Annotated in this window: 16 protein-coding genes and 1 tRNA gene; 8 read left to right on the top strand and 9 right to left on the bottom strand. The window is 69.9% G+C overall.

Annotated features, from left to right (window positions below; all coding sequences use genetic code 11):
• Nucleotides 1-15 precede the first annotated feature (15 nt).
• The 4 genes from ACYQ77_RS34775 to ACYQ77_RS34760 all read right to left on the bottom strand — a co-directional run bounded on the left by ACYQ77_RS34775 (nt 16) and on the right by ACYQ77_RS34760 (nt 3,633).
• Nucleotides 16-828 carry a COG1361 family protein gene (locus ACYQ77_RS34775; protein ID WP_459719189.1) on the bottom strand — a complete coding sequence of 271 codons (813 nt, stop codon included), beginning with the start codon at nt 826-828 and terminating at the stop codon, nt 16-18.
• Nucleotides 829-1,002: 174 nt separating this feature from the next.
• Nucleotides 1,003-2,127 (bottom strand): TIR domain-containing protein, encoded by a 1,125-nt coding sequence (locus ACYQ77_RS34770; protein WP_459719186.1) that lies wholly within the window; start codon nt 2,125-2,127, stop codon nt 1,003-1,005.
• A 449-nt stretch (nt 2,128-2,576) separates the two neighbouring features.
• Nucleotides 2,577-2,650: transfer RNA gene (locus ACYQ77_RS34765), tRNA-Pro, on the bottom strand.
• A 17-nt stretch (nt 2,651-2,667) separates the two neighbouring features.
• Nucleotides 2,668-3,633 (bottom strand): metallophosphoesterase, encoded by a 966-nt coding sequence (locus ACYQ77_RS34760; protein WP_459719184.1) that lies wholly within the window; start codon nt 3,631-3,633, stop codon nt 2,668-2,670.
• Between the two features lie 79 nt (nt 3,634-3,712).
• Here ACYQ77_RS34760 and ACYQ77_RS34755 point away from each other — a divergent pair, with 79 nt between their 5' ends.
• A complete protein-coding gene (locus tag ACYQ77_RS34755; RefSeq protein WP_459719181.1) occupies nt 3,713-4,183 on the top strand; it encodes a GatB/YqeY domain-containing protein in 471 nt (156 codons plus the stop codon).
• A 45-nt stretch (nt 4,184-4,228) separates the two neighbouring features.
• On the opposite strand, the gene ACYQ77_RS34750 is transcribed toward ACYQ77_RS34755, so the two are convergent.
• On the bottom strand, nt 4,229-6,775 hold the full coding sequence (locus tag ACYQ77_RS34750) for a penicillin-binding protein (RefSeq protein WP_459719178.1): 2,547 nt from the start codon (nt 6,773-6,775) through the stop codon (nt 4,229-4,231).
• Nucleotides 6,776-7,015: 240 nt separating this feature from the next.
• Here ACYQ77_RS34750 and ACYQ77_RS34745 point away from each other — a divergent pair, with 240 nt between their 5' ends.
• A complete protein-coding gene (locus tag ACYQ77_RS34745; protein ID WP_459719175.1) occupies nt 7,016-7,324 on the top strand; it encodes a WhiB family transcriptional regulator in 309 nt (102 codons plus the stop codon).
• Here ACYQ77_RS34745 and ACYQ77_RS34740 read toward each other — a convergent pair.
• The 3 genes from ACYQ77_RS34740 to ACYQ77_RS34730 are packed head-to-tail and all read right to left on the bottom strand — an operon-like array spanning nt 7,321 to nt 9,753.
• Entirely contained in the window at nt 7,321-8,454 is a 1,134-nt protein-coding gene (locus ACYQ77_RS34740) for an ArsA family ATPase (protein WP_459719173.1), read from the bottom strand. The two genes, ACYQ77_RS34745 and ACYQ77_RS34740, sit on opposite strands and share 4 nt — an antisense overlap.
• Entirely contained in the window at nt 8,451-9,455 is a 1,005-nt protein-coding gene (locus tag ACYQ77_RS34735; protein WP_459719170.1) for an ArsA-related P-loop ATPase, read from the bottom strand. The genes ACYQ77_RS34740 and ACYQ77_RS34735 overlap by 4 nt, the downstream gene beginning before the upstream one ends.
• A gap of 46 nt (nt 9,456-9,501) precedes the next feature.
• Nucleotides 9,502-9,753 carry a hypothetical protein gene (locus ACYQ77_RS34730; protein ID WP_459719168.1) on the bottom strand — a complete coding sequence of 84 codons (252 nt, stop codon included), beginning with the start codon at nt 9,751-9,753 and terminating at the stop codon, nt 9,502-9,504.
• Nucleotides 9,754-9,954: 201 nt separating this feature from the next.
• On the opposite strand from ACYQ77_RS34730, the gene ACYQ77_RS34725 reads away from it, so the two are divergent.
• From ACYQ77_RS34725 to ACYQ77_RS34710, 4 genes are read left to right on the top strand one after another with little or no spacing between them, the layout of a single operon-like run.
• Entirely contained in the window at nt 9,955-10,110 is a 156-nt protein-coding gene (locus ACYQ77_RS34725; RefSeq protein ID WP_459719166.1) for a DUF4177 domain-containing protein, read from the top strand.
• A complete protein-coding gene (locus ACYQ77_RS34720; RefSeq protein WP_459719164.1) occupies nt 10,107-10,571 on the top strand; it encodes a RidA family protein in 465 nt (154 codons plus the stop codon). The genes ACYQ77_RS34725 and ACYQ77_RS34720 overlap by 4 nt, the downstream gene beginning before the upstream one ends.
• Nucleotides 10,568-11,194, top strand: coding sequence for a hypothetical protein (locus tag ACYQ77_RS34715; RefSeq protein ID WP_459719161.1), 627 nt, complete (start codon nt 10,568-10,570; stop codon nt 11,192-11,194). Before ACYQ77_RS34720 ends, ACYQ77_RS34715 begins: the two co-directional genes overlap by 4 nt.
• 56 nt (nt 11,195-11,250) lie before the next feature.
• Nucleotides 11,251-12,837 (top strand): hypothetical protein, encoded by a 1,587-nt coding sequence (locus ACYQ77_RS34710; RefSeq protein ID WP_459719159.1) that lies wholly within the window; start codon nt 11,251-11,253, stop codon nt 12,835-12,837.
• On the opposite strand, the gene ACYQ77_RS34705 is transcribed toward ACYQ77_RS34710, so the two are convergent.
• On the bottom strand, nt 12,819-13,712 hold the full coding sequence (locus ACYQ77_RS34705; protein WP_459719156.1) for a Gfo/Idh/MocA family protein: 894 nt from the start codon (nt 13,710-13,712) through the stop codon (nt 12,819-12,821). The two genes, ACYQ77_RS34710 and ACYQ77_RS34705, sit on opposite strands and share 19 nt — an antisense overlap.
• A 776-nt stretch (nt 13,713-14,488) precedes the next feature.
• On the opposite strand from ACYQ77_RS34705, the gene ACYQ77_RS34700 reads away from it, so the two are divergent.
• Nucleotides 14,489-15,349 (top strand): NUDIX hydrolase, encoded by an 861-nt coding sequence (locus ACYQ77_RS34700; RefSeq protein ID WP_459719428.1) that lies wholly within the window; start codon nt 14,489-14,491, stop codon nt 15,347-15,349.
• Nucleotides 15,346-16,125, top strand: a complete 780-nt coding sequence (locus ACYQ77_RS34695; protein WP_459719153.1) for an MBL fold metallo-hydrolase — start codon at nt 15,346-15,348, stop codon at nt 16,123-16,125. The genes ACYQ77_RS34700 and ACYQ77_RS34695 overlap by 4 nt, the downstream gene beginning before the upstream one ends.
• Nucleotides 16,126-16,130: the final 5 nt, after the last annotated feature.

Genomic DNA, 16,130 nt, shown 5'->3' with positions numbered 1-16,130 from the left:
CCTGGGAACGATCCGTCAGCACCGCACGAGCAGCCCAGTCAACGCCGAGCAGGACCGGCGAGCACTGTCGTTGCCACCGTCGGGATCGGAAGGGGTCGAGGCGGTCCGGGTCGCGGTCGCCGAGAAGGAGCCGAGCGCCAGCAGCCCGGCGTTGACCGAGAAGGACGCCTGCGCCGTGGCCCCGGAGGGGAGCGACGCGACGTCGCACACCACGTTCCGGCCGCTCACCCGTGCGCAGCCGTCCCCGCCCGCCCAGGAGAACCCGGCGGCGTAGGTCCCGGCGACCCGCACCGCGGCGGCGTCCGCGGGCCCGTTGTTCGTCACGGAAACCGTGTAGGTGACCCGCGAGGTGAGAATCCCGCGCGGCGACGCGTCCAGCCCGACCGCGATGTCCGCGACCTGCGAAACCCCCACGATGGAAATCGCGGGCCCGCTCCCGGCGGCGAACGAGAAGTTGCTGCCCACGAACTGGTGCTCGAAGGTGTAATCACCCAGCGGCGCGGTGTCCCGGACCCGCAACGTGAAGACCACGGTCGCACCGGCCCCGGGCGCGAGATCCCCGACCACACCCCGGTAACTCGTCGGCGAGTACTCGAAACACGGCGCGCCGGCACAGGAAACCAGCTCGAACAAGGAGCTGATCGCCGTGACGTCACCGGTCCGCAACTGGGCGTTGGCCCCGGTGACGGTGAAGTTCTGCGGGTTGAACAACTCGACCGCGACCGTGAACGTGTTCCCGGGCGCGACCTGGCCGGTGCTCGCGGCAGCGGCACTGGGGTCAGGCGGAGCGGCTGTCGCCGTGCCCGGCACCACAAACCCAGCCAGCACAACAAGAACCGCGACAAGCCCTCTGCGCATAACTGATCCATTCCTCAAGGGACACCACAGCCACCGTCGCGACCCCGCACACCCTCGTTACGAGGAACCCTTGCGATCACCCAAAAGGCGTAACAGGCCCTTCGCGTGCATGCGCGCCACGGCCAACCGCAAGATCCAGGCCGCTCACTTGATCAGCGGCGCTAGATCGCTCCACCATCGGCGGACTATCTCGTTGCCGTCGGTTATTATTTTCGATTCGGCTCGAGAAATTGCACATACCTGGTTAAGAGTTCGACTGAGGTGGCTGATCTCCTCCACGTGATCCCAGAGGTAGTGCTCCGTGTTGTCCTCATCGGAGTGCTGAGATTCCTTTTCGTATTTCTCAATTGCTTCGATTGCCTCGGCTATGTTGTGCTTCACTTCGCGGAACATTGAACCATATTCAGGGTGTTCCCGAAGTTGTCTGGCAGCCCTGATCATCCACGGGTCAAGTTGAAGACTCGTTCGGAGATAATCATAGGCTTCAGATCTGGACTTCTCGCCTAACGGAAGAAGTGTTGCGCCCAGGCGCAGGTGCGTCGCCATAAATGCCGACTTGGGTGCGCGCCTTGCTCGCAAGCGAGCAAGTTGGTCAAGGTATTCCTCGATAGTGGCGTGCGTCTGGGCAGCAGTTGTCTTGTTGGATAGGACGACATCCAGCCAGGGCTGCATGGTTTGTTGGATCTCTTGGAGGACGTCACCGACTCCGACGTCCTCACTGTCGTTGGACTTGGGCGTCAATTCAAATGCTATCTGGTCTTCTGCCACTTGGGTTCGAACTTGATGCAAGCGCGTTGCCAAGGAGTTGACCGCCTGGCGATACTGCTCTGATTGTACATCGACGAGGCGTAATTTTCGCCAGTCAGCGTATTGCAATCGGGCAACTCGCGCCACGATCTCGTCGGAACTTTCAGTGCGCAAATCTTGCACATCGACATAGAGTATGGGAAGGATAAGTTCCTCTAGCCCAAGGCTCTTCGCCTGACTAGAGAACTCTATGAACTCGCGGCGACATTCCGGTCGTTTAAAGTACCTTGGAGTTATGAACGGTATGAAGAATGTTGTCTGCGCTAGCGCGCCGTCAATTCGTGACCGCCACTCGTCGCCCCACTCTAATGCGGTATCATCCACGAATATATCGAGCGATTCTCCGGCAAGCAGGTTGTACTCATCGCGAATCGCTTCAACAAGTCTCAAAATCCCGCTCTGGGAGTTCTTGTTATCGTCATGCGAATAGCTGACGAATGCTACTGACGAAGCCCCATTCAAGAGTTGATCAACCTCCGATCACACGCCTAGTAATGCTCCGCTTCACGCATGTGCAGCCACCCGCAATCAGGATCTGCCCTACTGGGTGTCGTTGTCGTGCTTGCGTGCCGTCAGCGGGAGCCAGACTCCCATGGTCGATAAGTCGGTGAGGCGGGGAAGGCGTTACTACTACAGGAGCCTGTGCCAGGACATCGACTTGCTGGCGCTGTTGAATCTCCACATCGATGTCTCAGCCCGCGCGAGCCGCCCAGTGACACGGGGACATGACAGTCTCACGGTCTTTGTGCGTCGTGCGACCGCGTGCTGCGAGCCAGGGAGGTGCAGGATCATGAGCTACGCGTGAGGCATGCGACAGCCAGAACGTTGGCAACGTGTAACACCACCATGGGCGACACCCGTAAACGAATCAGGCCCTGTCTACATCCTCTGTAGACAGGGCCTGACCACCGTCGGGGTGACAGGATTTGAACCTGCGACCCCTTCGTCCCGAACGAAGTGCGCTACCAAGCTGCGCCACACCCCGGTGGTACGGGAGCAAGTCTAACCGACGTCCGCACCGGCTCCGAAGCGGGCACTGTCTGCGGCGCCGTCCCGGCCAGAACCGCTGGTCGGACGGGGTACGAGGGTCAGCAGCGACGCCTCGGGCGGGCACGCGAACCGCACCGGTGCGTACGGCGACGTCCCCAGGCCGGCGGACACGTGCAGCCACATGTGCGCCCCCCACCGTGACGCCCCGCGGGCCCGGGTCCGGTCGAGCTGGCAGTTGGTCACGATCGCCCCGTAGCCCGGCACCCGGAGCTGCCCGCCGTGGGTGTGGCCGGCCATGACCAGGTCGTACCCGTCGTCGGCGAAGGAATCGAGCACGCGTGGCTCCGGCGAGTGCGTGACACCGAGGCGCAGCGTGGCCGAGCGGTCCGGCTTGCCCGCGATGTCCGAGTACCGGTCGCGGCGCAGGTGGGGGTCGTCGACGCCGGCGACGGCGATGGTCTGGCCGTCGACGGTCAGCAGGCGCCTGACGTGCGTGAGGTCGTGCCAGCCGCGTTCGACCAGGGCGGCCCGCAGGTCGCGCCACGGCAGGGGGATCCCGTGGATGCGCTTCTTCGACTTGGTCAGGTAGCGCACCGGGTTCTTGGGGCGCGGCGCGTAGTAGTCGTTGCTGCCGAACACGAACACGCCCGGCACGTCGAGCAGCGGCCCGAGCGCGCGGAGCACGCCGGGCACGGCGTTCTGGTGGGCGAGGTTGTCGCCGGTGTTGACGACCAGGTCCGGCCGCAGCTCGGCGAGTGCGGCGACCCAGCGCTGCTTCGACCCCTGGTTCGGCGTCATGTGCAGGTCGGAGATGTGCAGGACCTTCAGCGGCCGGGCGCCTTCCGCGAGTACCGGCAGGGTCGCCTGCCGCAGCGTCCAGTGCCTGCGTTCGATACCGGCGGAGTAGGCCAGGGTCGCGGTGCCGACGGCGGTCGCGCCGAGTGCCGCCCTGCCGAGGTTGCGCACGAAGTTACCCACGTCCCCGAGCCTAGATGCGCTCACCGGGTCACCGGAAACCGCCGTGAGCGGGATCGTGCTGACCAGTAGTGTTCCCGTCATGGCTGACCTCAAGGCACGGCTGCGCGACGATCTGGCCGCGGCCATCAAGTCCCGGGAGACCACCCGCATGGCGGCGCTGCGCATGGCGCTCGCGTCGATCACCACGGAGGAGGTGGCCGGGGACGAGGCCCGCGAGCTGTCCGACGCCGAGGTGCAGAAGGTGCTGACCCGCGAGGTGAAGAAGCGCCGCGAGGCCGCCGAGGCGTTCGAGGGCGCCGGCCGCGCCGAGCAGGCCCAGGCGGAACGTGACGAGGCCGCCGTGCTCACCGACTACCTGCCGAAGCAGCTGACCGACGACGAGCTGTCCGCGCTGGTCGGCGAAGCTGTCGCCGAGGTGACCGAGCAGCTCGGCGAGGCGCCGGGGCAGCGGCAGATGGGCCAGGTCATGAAGGCCGCCAACGCGAAGGTGGCCGGGCGCGCGGAAGGCGGCCGGGTCGCCGCCGCCGTGAAGGCACGGCTGCGGGGCTGAGAACGAACGGAAGCCGGGGCTCACCGAGCCCCGGCTTCCGTCGTGTCAGCCGCCTCCCGGACCGGGGCCGGGGCTGCCGCCCCCACCGCCCCCGCCCCCGCCGCCACCTCTGCTGGGTGGCGGCGTCGCCCCGCCGGACGACGGCGGTGGCTTGGTCTCGCTGCTGGGCGGCGGGTCCTGGGTCTGCGCGGGCGGGACGTACCCGGTGCTCACGTAGATCGTGATGGTCTCGCCGGGCAGCGCGGAACCGCGCGGGCTCTGGTTGACGACCGTGCCCTTCGGGTCGGCGCGGTTCGTCTGGATGACCTGCACCTTGTAGCCCGCGTTCTGCAGGGCCGAGATGGCGTCGGCCTCGCTGTCGCCGACGACGTCCGGCACGTTCGTGCCCGGCCCGCCCTCCATGTACCGCTTGTCACCCGGGGGCAGCGGCACCGCGGGCGCCGACCCGAGGATCTGGCCCATCGCGTCGAACCACGACCGGGCCGGGGCGCGGCCACCGAAGATCGACCCGCTGCCGCACAGGAACGGTGGCCTGCCGGGCACGACCGAGTCGCAGATCGGGCGGGGCCGGGGGCCGTCGTTGAACACCATGGTCGACGCCGCCAGCTGCGGGGTGGCGCCGACGAACGCCGCCGACTTGTACTCCTGCGTCGTGCCGGTCTTGCCGAGCATCGGGCGGGTCCAGTTGAACTGCCGGGCGGCGGTCGCCGAGGTGCCGCTGCCGGTGTCGTCCTTGCTCATGCCCTGCACGAGCGAGCGGGCGAGCGGTTCGGCGACGGCCTGCTCGCACGGCTCCTGGTACTTGGCGATGTCGAGGACCCTGCCGTTGCGGTCCTTCACCTCGAGCAGCGGCGTCGGCGGGCACCACACGCCACCGCTCATGATGGTGGCGGCCACGTTCGCCATCTCCAGCGTGCTGACCGGCGCCGGGCTCAGCGTGAACGACGCGCGGCCGGGGTAGCCGTTCGGCTTCGGCTTGAAGTACACGCTCTGCGTCTGCGTCTCCTCGGCACGCTTCCCCGACGGGTCCGGGGTCTGGCCGAGCATGTTCGTCGACATCGTCTGGCGCAGGCCGAGCCTGCTGGCCATGTCGACGACCGCCTCCATGCCGACCCGCTCCTCCAGCTTCACGAAACCGGTGTTCGGGGAGGTCGCGAGCGCCTGCTGCAACGTCATCTTCGCCGGGTAGTTCTCGCTGGCGTTCGACAGGCAGTACTTGCGGTTGTCGCCGTCGTTCGGCGCGTCGGTGCGCGGGCACTTCTCGGCGCCGCCGCTGAACTTGTTCGACACGTAGAAGCTCGGCGTGTCGATGACGTCGTTGACGCCGCCGCCCTTCTCCAGGTACGCGGCCGCGGTGAAGATCTTGTACGTCGAGCCGGCGCCGAACTTGTTCATCACGCCGTACGGGTACGGGATGGTGGTCTGGCCCTTGTCGCCGTTCAGGCCGTAGTCGCGGTTGGCGACGAGCGCCACCACCTGGTGCTGCTTCTTGCCGGGCCGCACGATCGCCATGGTGTTGGCGATGCCGTCGACGTTCTTCGGCACCTGGCGCTCGACGGCCGCCTTGGCGATCTTCGTGGCGCGCGCGTCGAAGGTGGTCTTGATCGTGTAGCCGCCGGAGTACAGCTGGTCCTCGGAGAACATCCCGATCTTCATCAGGTAGTCCTCGACGTACTGGCAGAAGAAGCCGTACTGCGGGCCGGCGCCGACGCAGTTGGCGGCGGGCTTGTTCGGGCCCTTCGGCAGGACGCCGAGCGGCTCCTTCTTCGCCTTCTCCGCGTCCTCCTCGGACAGCCGCTTCGTCTCGACCATCGTGTCGATCACCCGGTTGCGGCGCTTGAGCGTCTCCTCCGGCCGCTTCCACGGGTTGTACAGGCTCGGGTTGTTCACCATGCCTGCGAGCAGCGCGGACTGGGTGACGGTCAGCTTGTCGGAGGTCGTGTTGAAGTAGGCCTTCGCGGCCGCCCCGACGCCGAACACCCGGTCGGTGAACTCGACGACGTTGAGGTAGCCGGTGAGGATCTCCTCCTTGGACATCTTCTGCTCGAGCTGGATCGCGAGCCGCGCCTCGCGCAGCTTGCGGCTGATGCTCTGCTCCTGCGCCCGCTGCCGCCCGATCTCCTTCTCCGGGTCCTCCTCGACCCCCACCTGGTCCCGGTAGACCACGTTGATCAGGTAGTTCTTGACGTACTGCTGGGTCAGCGTGGACGCGCCCTGCGTGTCGGAGGAGGACGAGTTGCTGATCGCGGCCCGGATCGTGCCCTTCCAGTCCACGCCGTGGTGCTCGTAGAACCGGCGGTCCTCGATCGAGATCACGGCCGCCTTCATGGTCGGCGAGATCTGGTCGGACGTCACGGGCAGCCGGTACTGGTTGTAGAGGTACGCGATGGTCGCGCCCTTGGCGTCCTGGATCTGGGTGACCAGCGGCGGGTCGGTGGTGACCAGGTCCGCGGACACGGCGTCGATCGTGTCGCTCGCGCGGTTGGACGCCACGCCCAGCGCCCCGACGATGGGGAACAGCATTCCGGCCATCAGGACACCGGCCAACAGGCACAGGCCGAACATCTTCAGCAGACCGTCTCCGACTCGCACGGAGGTCAGGGTACGCGGGATCACACAAACCGCCGGATTGGCCGAGTGAGTTATTGACTTTCTGTAACGCCTGTGCCCCCGGTCGTTCTCGTGGGAACCGGTGGGCCCTAGAGTCCGTCAACGTCTCAAACGACATGAGCCGGGCAGGGCGACCACACGGGTGGCGCATCTGCCTGGCGACTCCGGGGCCTAAGGGGGGACCCGGGGGGAGAACGTCGAGACGAGGTAGGGGCGGGGGTTATGCAGCAGATGGAACAGGCGGACTGGCGAGTCAACGCGTCGTGCCGCGACGAGGACCCCGACGGGCTGTTCGTCCGGGGCAAGGAGCAGCGCAAGGCCAAGCTGGTGTGCATCGCGTGCCCGGTGCGCACGGAATGCCTCGCGGAGGCGCTGGACGGCCGCATCGAGTTCGGCGTGTGGGGCGGGATGACCGAGCGTGAGCGACGGGCTCTCCTCCGTCGCCGCCCGGACGTCACGTCCTGGCACGAGCTGTTGACGGAGGCCAAGCGCCAGCACTCCGACGAGGACGAGGACGTCCGCGTCGGCTAGGTCTGGTCGCCGCCGGCCAGCCGTTCGCCGATCGTGCGCAGACCGCTGAGGTCGTGCACGTCCGACGGCATGGCCGGCACGCTGACCGCGGGCACGTTCGGGTGCGCCTTCGTGAACCTGGCCAGCAGCCTGCGTTCACGCATCCGCACGGCCACCCGGTCCGCGTGCAGCCGCAGCACGGCCGCCGCGAGCGGTGACTCGCCGCGGGACTCGAGCCCGTCGGCGGCCGAGATCGCCTTGCTCGCCGACAGCCCGGCCAGCACCGGGTGCGTCCGGTTGATCACCAGCCCGGCGAGCGGCATCGACTCGGACGCCAGCCGCTCGACGAAGTAGCTCGCCTCGCGGAGCGCGTCCGGCTCCGGCGAGGCCACCACCACGAACGACGTGCCGGACGAGCGGAGCAGCTCGTAGGTCTTGCGCGCCCGCTGCTTGAAGCCGCCGAACATCGAGTCGAAGGCCTGCACGAACGCCGACGCGTCGGCCAGCAGCTGCCCGCCGACGATCGTCGACACGGCCTTCGCGAACAGCATCACCCCGGCGCCGACGACCTTGCGGATGCCCCAGCCGCCGCCGCGGGCGGGCCCCGACAGCAGGCGGATCATCCGGCCGTCCAGCGCGGTCGACATGCGCTGCGGCGCGTCGAGGAAGTCCAGGGCGGAGCGGCTCGGCGGGGTGTCGACGACGATCAGGTCCCAGCGGCCCTCACCGGCGAGCTGGCCGAGCTTCTCCATCGCCATGTACTCCTGCGTGCCGGAGAACGACGTGGAGATCGTCTTGTAGAACGGGTTGGCGAGCACCTCCTGCGCCCGCTTCTCACCCGCGTGCGCCAGCACCATGTCGTCGAACGTGCGGCGCATGTCCAGCATCATCGCCGAGAGCTGGCCGTCCGGTTCGAAGCCCTCGACCTCCACCTCTTTCGGGGTGTTGCCCAGCTCGCGCAGCCCGAGCGCCTGCGCGAGGCGGCGCGCCGGGTCGATGGTCAGCACGACGGTCTTGCGGCCGCGTTCCGCCGCGCGCACCGCGATCGACGCGGCCGTGGTGGTCTTGCCGACGCCACCGGAGCCGCAGCACACGATCACGTGGATCTCGGGGTTGTCGATCAACTTGTCGACATCGAGCACGCCGGTCATCGCACCCCCTGCTCGACCATGGCCTCGGCCAGCTCGTACAGCGCGGCGGTGTCGATGCCCTCGGTGACGTCCGGCAGCTCGACCGCGGGCAGGTCCACCTCGGCGATCTGCTCGCGGGCGTTCTGCTCGGCCAGCACCCTGATCGCGTGCTCCACCGTCTCCTCGACCAGGCCGTCCAGGTCCTCCTCGGACAGGTCCAGCCCGGCGGACGCCAGGCCGTCGCGGACCCGGGACGCGTCGACGCGGCCGCCCGCCGCGGGGGTGACGGACCTGGCGGGCAGCCTCGGCGGGCGCACCCGGTTGAGGAACACGACGCCCGGCCGCAGGTCCGCGCCGTCCAGCTCGGCGACCGCCTCGATGGTCTCGCGCACCGGCATCTCCTCGAGCAGCGTCACCAGGTGCACCGCGGTGTCGCCGGAGTGCAGCAGCCGGACCACGCCCTCGCTCTGCCCCTTGATCGGGCCGACCTTCGCCAGCTCGGCCATGGCCTTGGTGACGTCGAGGAACTTCACGATCCGGCCGGTCGGCGGCGCGTCCAGCACCACCGCGTCGTAGACGTGGCGGCCGTTCTCGTCGGTGCGGCCCACGGTCTCCTTGACCTTGCCGGTCAGCAGCACGTCCCGCAGGCCGGGCGCGAGGGTGGTGGCGAACTCGATCGCGCCCATCCTGCGCAGCGTCCGGCCGGCGAAACCCAGGTTGTAGAACATCGCGAAGTACTCGAGCAGCGCCTCCTCCGCGTCCACGTGCAGCGCGCGGACCTCGCCGCCGCCCGGCGCGGACGCGATCCTGCGCTCCTCGTACGGGAGCGGGTTCGTGTCGAAGAGCTGCGCGATGCCCTGACGGCCCTCGACCTCGACCAGCAGCACGCGGCGTCCGCCCGTGGCCAGCGCGAGCGCCAGCGCGGCCGCGACGGTGGTCTTGCCGGTCCCGCCCTTGCCGGTGACCACGTGCAGGCGGGCCCGCGCGACCTGGTCTGTCCATCCGACAGCGGGAGTGCTCACGTTTTCAGAGTAAGTGGACACAACCGGCGTGCGCTCATGAGACGGGTCAACTAGCGAGCATCATCACGGTCACGGCGCCGCCGACCACCACGACGACACCCCACGCGATGCCCGCGGGCAGCACCAGCAGCACCAGCCCGACCAGGATCACGAGGAGCACGAACGAGATCGCGCCCGCCACCGCGACGTCGGCGCCGGTCGAGCCGCTGCGCTCCCGGACCTTCGCCATCGTGAGCAGCATCAGCACGATGCCGGACATCGCCAGCAATGCCCCCGCTATCAGCCGCCAACCCTCCACGCGCCACACCGTACCGGGATGGGCCAGTGCCCCCCGCCGGAAGTTCATCACGCGTCTCGCAGGCCCAGCTTCCCGCTGGCGGCGTTGCCGGTCCGCCCAAGTACAACCCGGTACGAGGACGGCCCGGCGCCTTGCCAGCGAAAACCTGGACCACCGATACACGCAACGCACTTCCGGCGGGGGGCACTAGAGTCGCGGACCATGACCAAGTGGGAGTACGCCACGGTGCCGCTGCTGATCCACGCGACCAAGCAGATCCTCGACCAGTGGGGCGAGGACGGCTGGGAGCTCGTCACCGTGCTGCCCGGGCCGACCGGCGAGCAGCTGGTCGCCTACCTGAAGCGGCCCAAGTCATGAGCTGGACGGACCGGCTCGGCGAGCTGGGCATCGAGCTGCCCTCGGTACCGGCGCCCGCCGGTGCGTACGTGCCCGCGACCCGGTCCGGCAACCTCGTCTTCACGGCAGGCCAGGTGCCCTTCGTCGACGGGAAGATCGCCGCGACCGGCAAGGTCGGCCGCGAGGTCAGCCCCGAGGAGGCGAAGGCGCACGCCCGCACGTGCGCGCTGAACGCGCTCGCCGCCGTGCACGACCTCGTCGGCATCGACCGCGTCGTGCGCGTCGTGAAGGTCGTCGGGTTCGTCGCGTCCGCGGAGGGCTTCACCGGCCAGCCCGCGGTCATCAACGGCGCGTCGGAGCTGCTCGGCGAGGTCTTCGGGGACGCGGGCAAGCACGCCCGGTCCGCGGTGGGGGTGGCCGAGCTGCCGCTCGGCGTGCCGGTCGAGGTCGAGTTGACGGTGGAGATCGGGGAGGGCGCATGACCGACGTGGACCACGACGTGGACCGTGACGCCGCCTGCCACGAGCTGTTGCTCCGGCTCGCGGGCAGGCTGCCCGACCGCCAGCTGTGGCGGTTGCGTGACTGGCTCGCGGGCGGCGCCGTCGACGCGCTCGCCCGCGCGTTGCCGCTGACATTGCTCCGGGAACGGGTCGCGATCACAGCGCGTGAATCGATGCTGCTCAACGCCGCTCTGTTGGATGCCGGCGCCGACGCCGGACGGCTACACGCGGTGCCCTGGGTAGACCAAATCGACGAAGTCGACTACACATTCACCTCGGAGTCGCCCGAACGGGTTAACGCGGGAGACTCCGAAGCGGTAGTGCTCGGGGCGGTCCTCCACGGACGTCGCGAGTTGGTCGACGTGCGTGGGAGCTGGCGACGACACCGATCCGGGGTGGGACCGGCCACCAGGATCGTGCTCGTCACGGCATCGACGGGCTGCGCTCGGTTGACCGGGGAGCTGCAGCGCGTGCTGCGTGCTCTTGGGACGCACGAACCGGGCGTCGAGGTCATGCCGGAGGGCATCGACCTCCCGCCCTACCACCGTGCGGCACTGGCGGCGTCCGAGCCGCTGCTGCCCGGGGTGATCGTGCACCAGGGCTGACGCGCTCCCCAGCACAAGGGCCGTCGATGCCGACGAGAGCTGGGAAGGAGCCGACCGTGACACAGGTCGCGAGGGGGGTTGGATCGGGAGGCGCGAACCGGCCGGGTGTCGCGTTGCCGATCCGAATACATGATCTGTTGCTGACGCTCGCCGGGCGGCTGGACGACGACGCGCTCGGCGACGTGCGGCAGATGCTGGCGTCCGCCGAACTGGACCGCGCGCTCGAGTTCCTGGCCGGGTGCCTGGCGGCGGGCCGGATCGTGCTGACCCGTGAGCAGCACGCGGAGCTGGAGTCGCTGTTCGCCGACATGTACCTCGACCCGTCCGTCATCGACCGCGTGATGGTCACCGACCGGGTCGAGGCAGGCAGGCACCGCTTCGCGTTCGGTGCCGTCGACGGGCGCGACCCGGAGCGCGGCGTCGCCGACGCCGTGCGCTCGGTGCTCGGCGTGCTGCCGGACGTGCGGTCGATGTGGTGCGTGTGGCGGCTGACCCCGGCAGGCCCGGCGTCCGGGCCGGTCCCGCACCTGCTGGTGCTGGTGGGCATCGGTCCCGGCGGGTTCCCGCCCGCCACCGCCTACCGCGTCGAGGAAGCGCTGCGGCGCGCCGGTATCCGTGCGTCGGTCGAGGTCCTGATGGACGGCGTCGAGCCCGGCGAGTACCACCGGGAGGCGATGCGGAGCGCGCGACAGATCCCTTTTGACGGTCACGGCTCCAACCGCCCCAGGGTGGAGCCGGCCTACGAAGCGCCCCGCATCGAGCCCGCCCGTGCCAGGGTCGAACCGCCCAGGATGACGGCGGTGCCCGAGGCGCCCAGGATCGAGTCGCCGAGGATCGAGTCGCCGCGCGTCGAGCCGTCCCGCGTGGAGCCGCCGCGCCTGGCGGCCGCACCGGAGCCGCCCCGGCTGCCGGAGCCCGAGCCGCCGAGGCCGGAGCCGGCGCCCGAGCCGCCGCGGCTGTCCGCGGTCCAGCCGGAACCGCCCCACGTGGCCGCCGTGCCGCTGGAGCGCCCGCGCATGGACCCGCCCGCCGTCGACGCGCCGAGGGTCGACTCGCTGCCGGTCCGCAAGGACCCGCCGTTCGCCGACAAGCCGGCCTTCACCGAGCCACCGGAGGAGGGTCCGCGCGTGGACCCGCCGACGATGATGACCCCGGCGGCGGGCGGCCTCGTCGAGGACAAGGTGGAGGTGCGCGCCGACCCGTTCGAGCAGGAGCGGCTCCCGGAGGAGCCCGCGCCGCCCGCGCCCGACCTGCCGCCGTCCGCGATCCGTGAGGAGACCCCCACGAACTCGCGGCCGTCGCCGACCCCGCGCCGCCGCGCGGAGCCGCCGAAGGACGAGCAGCAGCAGGAGCCGCCGTCCCGGCCGTCGCTGACCCCGGTGAACGGGGTGGACAAGCACTCGCAGGCGTTCGTGGACGACATCCTCAACACCCAGGAGCGGAACCTGCTGCGTGAGCTGCAGGACGAGCTGGCGCGGCGCGAGCAGCAGGAGCCGCAGAGCTCGGGGCCGTGGACCGTCGACCGGTCCGGTCGCCACGGCAAGCCCGCCGCCCCGTTCGAACACCCGAACCAGACGACGGGCCCGATGATCATCAACGGCGTCCCGCCGCACGCGGACGGGCGTTACCCGCCCGCCAACTGATCGGTGACCCGGCCGAGCAGCCGCTGGAGGTGCAGCCCACGCCGCACGTCCAGCGGGTGCTCGGCCGTCTTGCTGTCGACCAGCCGAACGAAGTCGTCGAGGAGGACGGCGTACCGCTCCGTGGCCTCGCCACTGGCGTCGAAGGGGAGCACCCCGTGCCGCCCGTGGACGGCGAAGTCCGTGATCGCGGGCTGCGCGGGCGTGTGCATCGAGAGCGTGGCCGTGCTGACCCGGCCGTTGCCGTGGCCCAGCATGACGTGCCAGACCCCGTGCTCCGTGAGCCGCGCCTGCAGGACGTCGTCGACGGTCCCCAGCGCGGCGTCGAGCAGGTCGAACACGTGCGGCCCGATGTCGGCGAGCGCCCCGCCGTCGTGCCGCCACTGCGAGCGCTCGTACTTGCTGTCCAGCAGGGTGCCGGAGAACCAGCGGGCCATGCCGCCGTCCCACTCGCCGATCCGGTGCACCTCGTCGAGCCACCGGCGGGTCCCCATCCCGTACCGGAAGGTCAGCACCATGATCGAGACAACCCCAGCCTCCTCGACGGCGGCCACCAACTTCTCGGCCTCCGCCACGGACGGCCCGACAGGCTTCTCGAGCACGAGGTGCTTCCCCGCGGCCGCCGCCCGCGCCGCCAACGGTGCCTGAACCGAGGGCGGCACCGCGAACGCGACGGCGTCGACGTGCTCGAGCATGTCGTCGAAGTCATCGAACGGCGTCGCACCCCCGATCGCCGCGACCTCGGCGGCCGCCTCGGCCCGCCGAGCCCAGGTAGCGACCAACTCGGTACGCGGATGAGCCACGATCCCGGGCCCGTGCACCCGATGCGCCCACTGCCCAGCCCCGACAAGCCCCACCCGCAGCACGTCTCCACTCATGACACACATCCTGCCCCGCACCCCCAACGCCAACCGCACACATACCAAACCCGGCACCCACGCGAGCCCCCGTCCAGAACCCGCGAGTCCCCCGTTGAAGACCCGCGAGTCTCCCGTTCAGGACTCGCGAGTCTCCCGTTGGGGACCCGCGAGTCCCGCGTTGAAGACCCGCGAGTCTCCTGTTGGGGACTCGCGAGTCTCCCGTTCAGGACTCGCGAGTCTCCCGTTGGGGACCCGCGAGTCCCGCGTTGAAGACCCGCGAGTCTCCTGTTGGGGACTCGCGAGTCTCCCGTTCAGGACTCGCGAGTCTCCCGTTGGGGACCCGCGAGTCCCGCGTTGAAGATCCGTGAGTCTCCCGTTGGGGACCCGCGAGTCCCGCGTTGAAGACCCGTGAATCTCCCGTTCGGGACCGCCGAGTTGGCGCTTCGTCCGGCGATGCGCGAGGCGAACCGGCAACTCAGGCCGTCCGAACGGGAGACTCGCGGGGTCTGAACGCGGGACTCGCGGGTTGCGAACGGGGGACTCGCGGGTCCCCAACGGGAGACTCACGGGCCGTGGACGGGAGACTCGCCGGTCGCGAACGGAAGACTCGCGGGGGCAGGTTCCGTCGAGGTGCGGGAGTTGTCCACAGGTGCCGCGGCGGCGGCCGGTTTCTGTCGGTGGTGGCCGGTACGCTGGATTTCGGGGGGCCGGAGGCCGCGGGTCGTGCCGTGGGCTGCGCCTCATCGTGGGGTTCTCGGGCCCTGTCGCCGAAGTAGGCTCCCCCTGTGCGTGATCTGCCGAAGGAGTTGACCCTGCCGTCCGGGTTCGTACCGCCGGAGGTGCCTGATCCGCCGGTCACGCCCAAGGACGCGGCCACCGTCATGCTCGTCCGCGACACCGCCGGCGGGCTCGAGGTGTTCCTGCAGCGGCGGGTGCGCGGCATGGCGTTCGCCGGTGGGATGACCGTTTTCCCTGGTGGTGGAGTCGACTCGCGGGACGCCGACACCACGATCGCCTGGCACGGGCCCGCGCCCGAGTGGTGGGCCGAGCAGTTCTTCTGCGACGTCGCGCTCGCCCGGGCACTCGTGTGCGCCGCCGTGCGCGAGACCTTCGAGGAGTCCGGCGTGCTTCTTGCCGGGCCGGACGGGGACAGCGTCGTCGTTGACGTGCGGCCCTTCGCCGCCGCTCGGGAGCAGCTCGTCAACCGGGAGCTGTCGCTCGCCGGGTTCCTCGCCGAGGCCGGGCTGGTGTTGCGGGCCGACCTGCTGCGACCGTGGGCGAACTGGCTCACGCCCGAACAGGAGGCGCGCCGGTTCGACACGCGGTTCTTCCTCGCGCGCCTGCCCGAGGGCCAGCGCGCGGACGGCGACACCTCCGAAGCCCAGGACACCCGCTGGCAGCGACCCGGCGACGCGCTCGACGACTGGAAAGCCGGGCGTGCCGGGCTCCTGCCGCCGACCTGGACCACGCTCGCCGAGCTCGAGGAATGCGCGACCGTCGCCGACGCCATGGCCGTCGAGCGGGAGATCACCATGCTCATGCCCAAGGTCGCGCGCGACGGCGACACCCTGCGCATCGTCCTGCCCGGCGACCCGCTCTACGACGAGTCGCCCGCGCACCTCGACGCGCGGCCCGACGACCGGATCGGTCGATGAGCGGCCACCCCGCGTACGGCGAGCTGCGGAAGGTCACCGACACCGCGTCGGTCATGCTCGAGGACAACCCGGGCACGATGACGCTCGAAGGCACCAACACCTGGCTCCTCCGCGGCCCCGGCTCGGCGGCGTGCGTCGTCGTCGACCCCGGTTACGAGGACGAGCCGCACCTCACCCGCGTCGCCGCGGCGGCGGGCGAGGTCGCGCTGATCCTGATCACGCACCACCACCCGGACCATGTGCAGGGCGCACCCTGGCTCGCACGCCGCGTCGGTGCGCCGATCCGCGCGTTCGACCCGGACCTGTGCGCCGACGGACCCGCGCTGACCGACGACGAGGTCGTCGAGGCGGCCGGCCTGTCGATCCGCGTGCTGCACACCCCCGGCCACACCGATGACTCGGTGTGCCTCGCCGTCGACGGCGCCGTGCTCACCGGTGACTCCGTGCTCGGCCGCGGGACCACCGTCATCTCCGACCTGGGCGCGTACCTGGGCACGCTCCGCCGCCTGACCGCGGTCCCGGGCGGCACGATCGCGCTGCCCGGCCACGGACCGGAGCTACCGGACATCGCCGCGACCGCGCGCGAGTACCTCGCCCACCGCGAAGAACGGCTTGACCAGGTGCGCGCGGCACTGCGCGACCTCGGCACGGACGCCACCGCACGCCGGATCGTGGAACACGTGTACCGCGACGTGGACGAGTCCCTGTGGGGACCGGCCGAGTGGTCGGTCCGCGCGCAGCTCGACTACCTCCGCACCACGGGCGAGGCCCGCTGACCGCC

Source organism: Actinophytocola sp. KF-1, assembly GCF_054661535.1.
The sequence above is the reverse complement of the archived record's forward strand: the minus strand, read 5'-3'. Positions and strand labels throughout refer to the sequence as shown.

What these genes read in the sequence shown, in the direction of transcription:
- ACYQ77_RS34755 (WP_459719181.1), top strand. Translation starts at nt 3,713, where the DNA reads ATGGCTGACCTCAAGGCACGGCTGCGCGACGATCTGGCCGCGGCCATC.
- ACYQ77_RS34745 (WP_459719175.1), top strand. Translation starts at nt 7,016, where the DNA reads ATGCAGCAGATGGAACAGGCGGACTGGCGAGTCAACGCGTCGTGCCGC.
- ACYQ77_RS34740 (WP_459719173.1), bottom strand. Translation starts at nt 8,454, where the DNA reads ATGACCGGCGTGCTCGATGTCGACAAGTTGATCGACAACCCCGAGATC.
- ACYQ77_RS34725 (WP_459719166.1), top strand. Translation starts at nt 9,955, where the DNA reads ATGACCAAGTGGGAGTACGCCACGGTGCCGCTGCTGATCCACGCGACC.
- ACYQ77_RS34720 (WP_459719164.1), top strand. Translation starts at nt 10,107, where the DNA reads ATGAGCTGGACGGACCGGCTCGGCGAGCTGGGCATCGAGCTGCCCTCG.
- ACYQ77_RS34715 (WP_459719161.1), top strand. Translation starts at nt 10,568, where the DNA reads ATGACCGACGTGGACCACGACGTGGACCGTGACGCCGCCTGCCACGAG.
- ACYQ77_RS34705 (WP_459719156.1), bottom strand. Translation starts at nt 13,712, where the DNA reads ATGAGTGGAGACGTGCTGCGGGTGGGGCTTGTCGGGGCTGGGCAGTGG.
- ACYQ77_RS34695 (WP_459719153.1), top strand. Translation starts at nt 15,346, where the DNA reads ATGAGCGGCCACCCCGCGTACGGCGAGCTGCGGAAGGTCACCGACACC.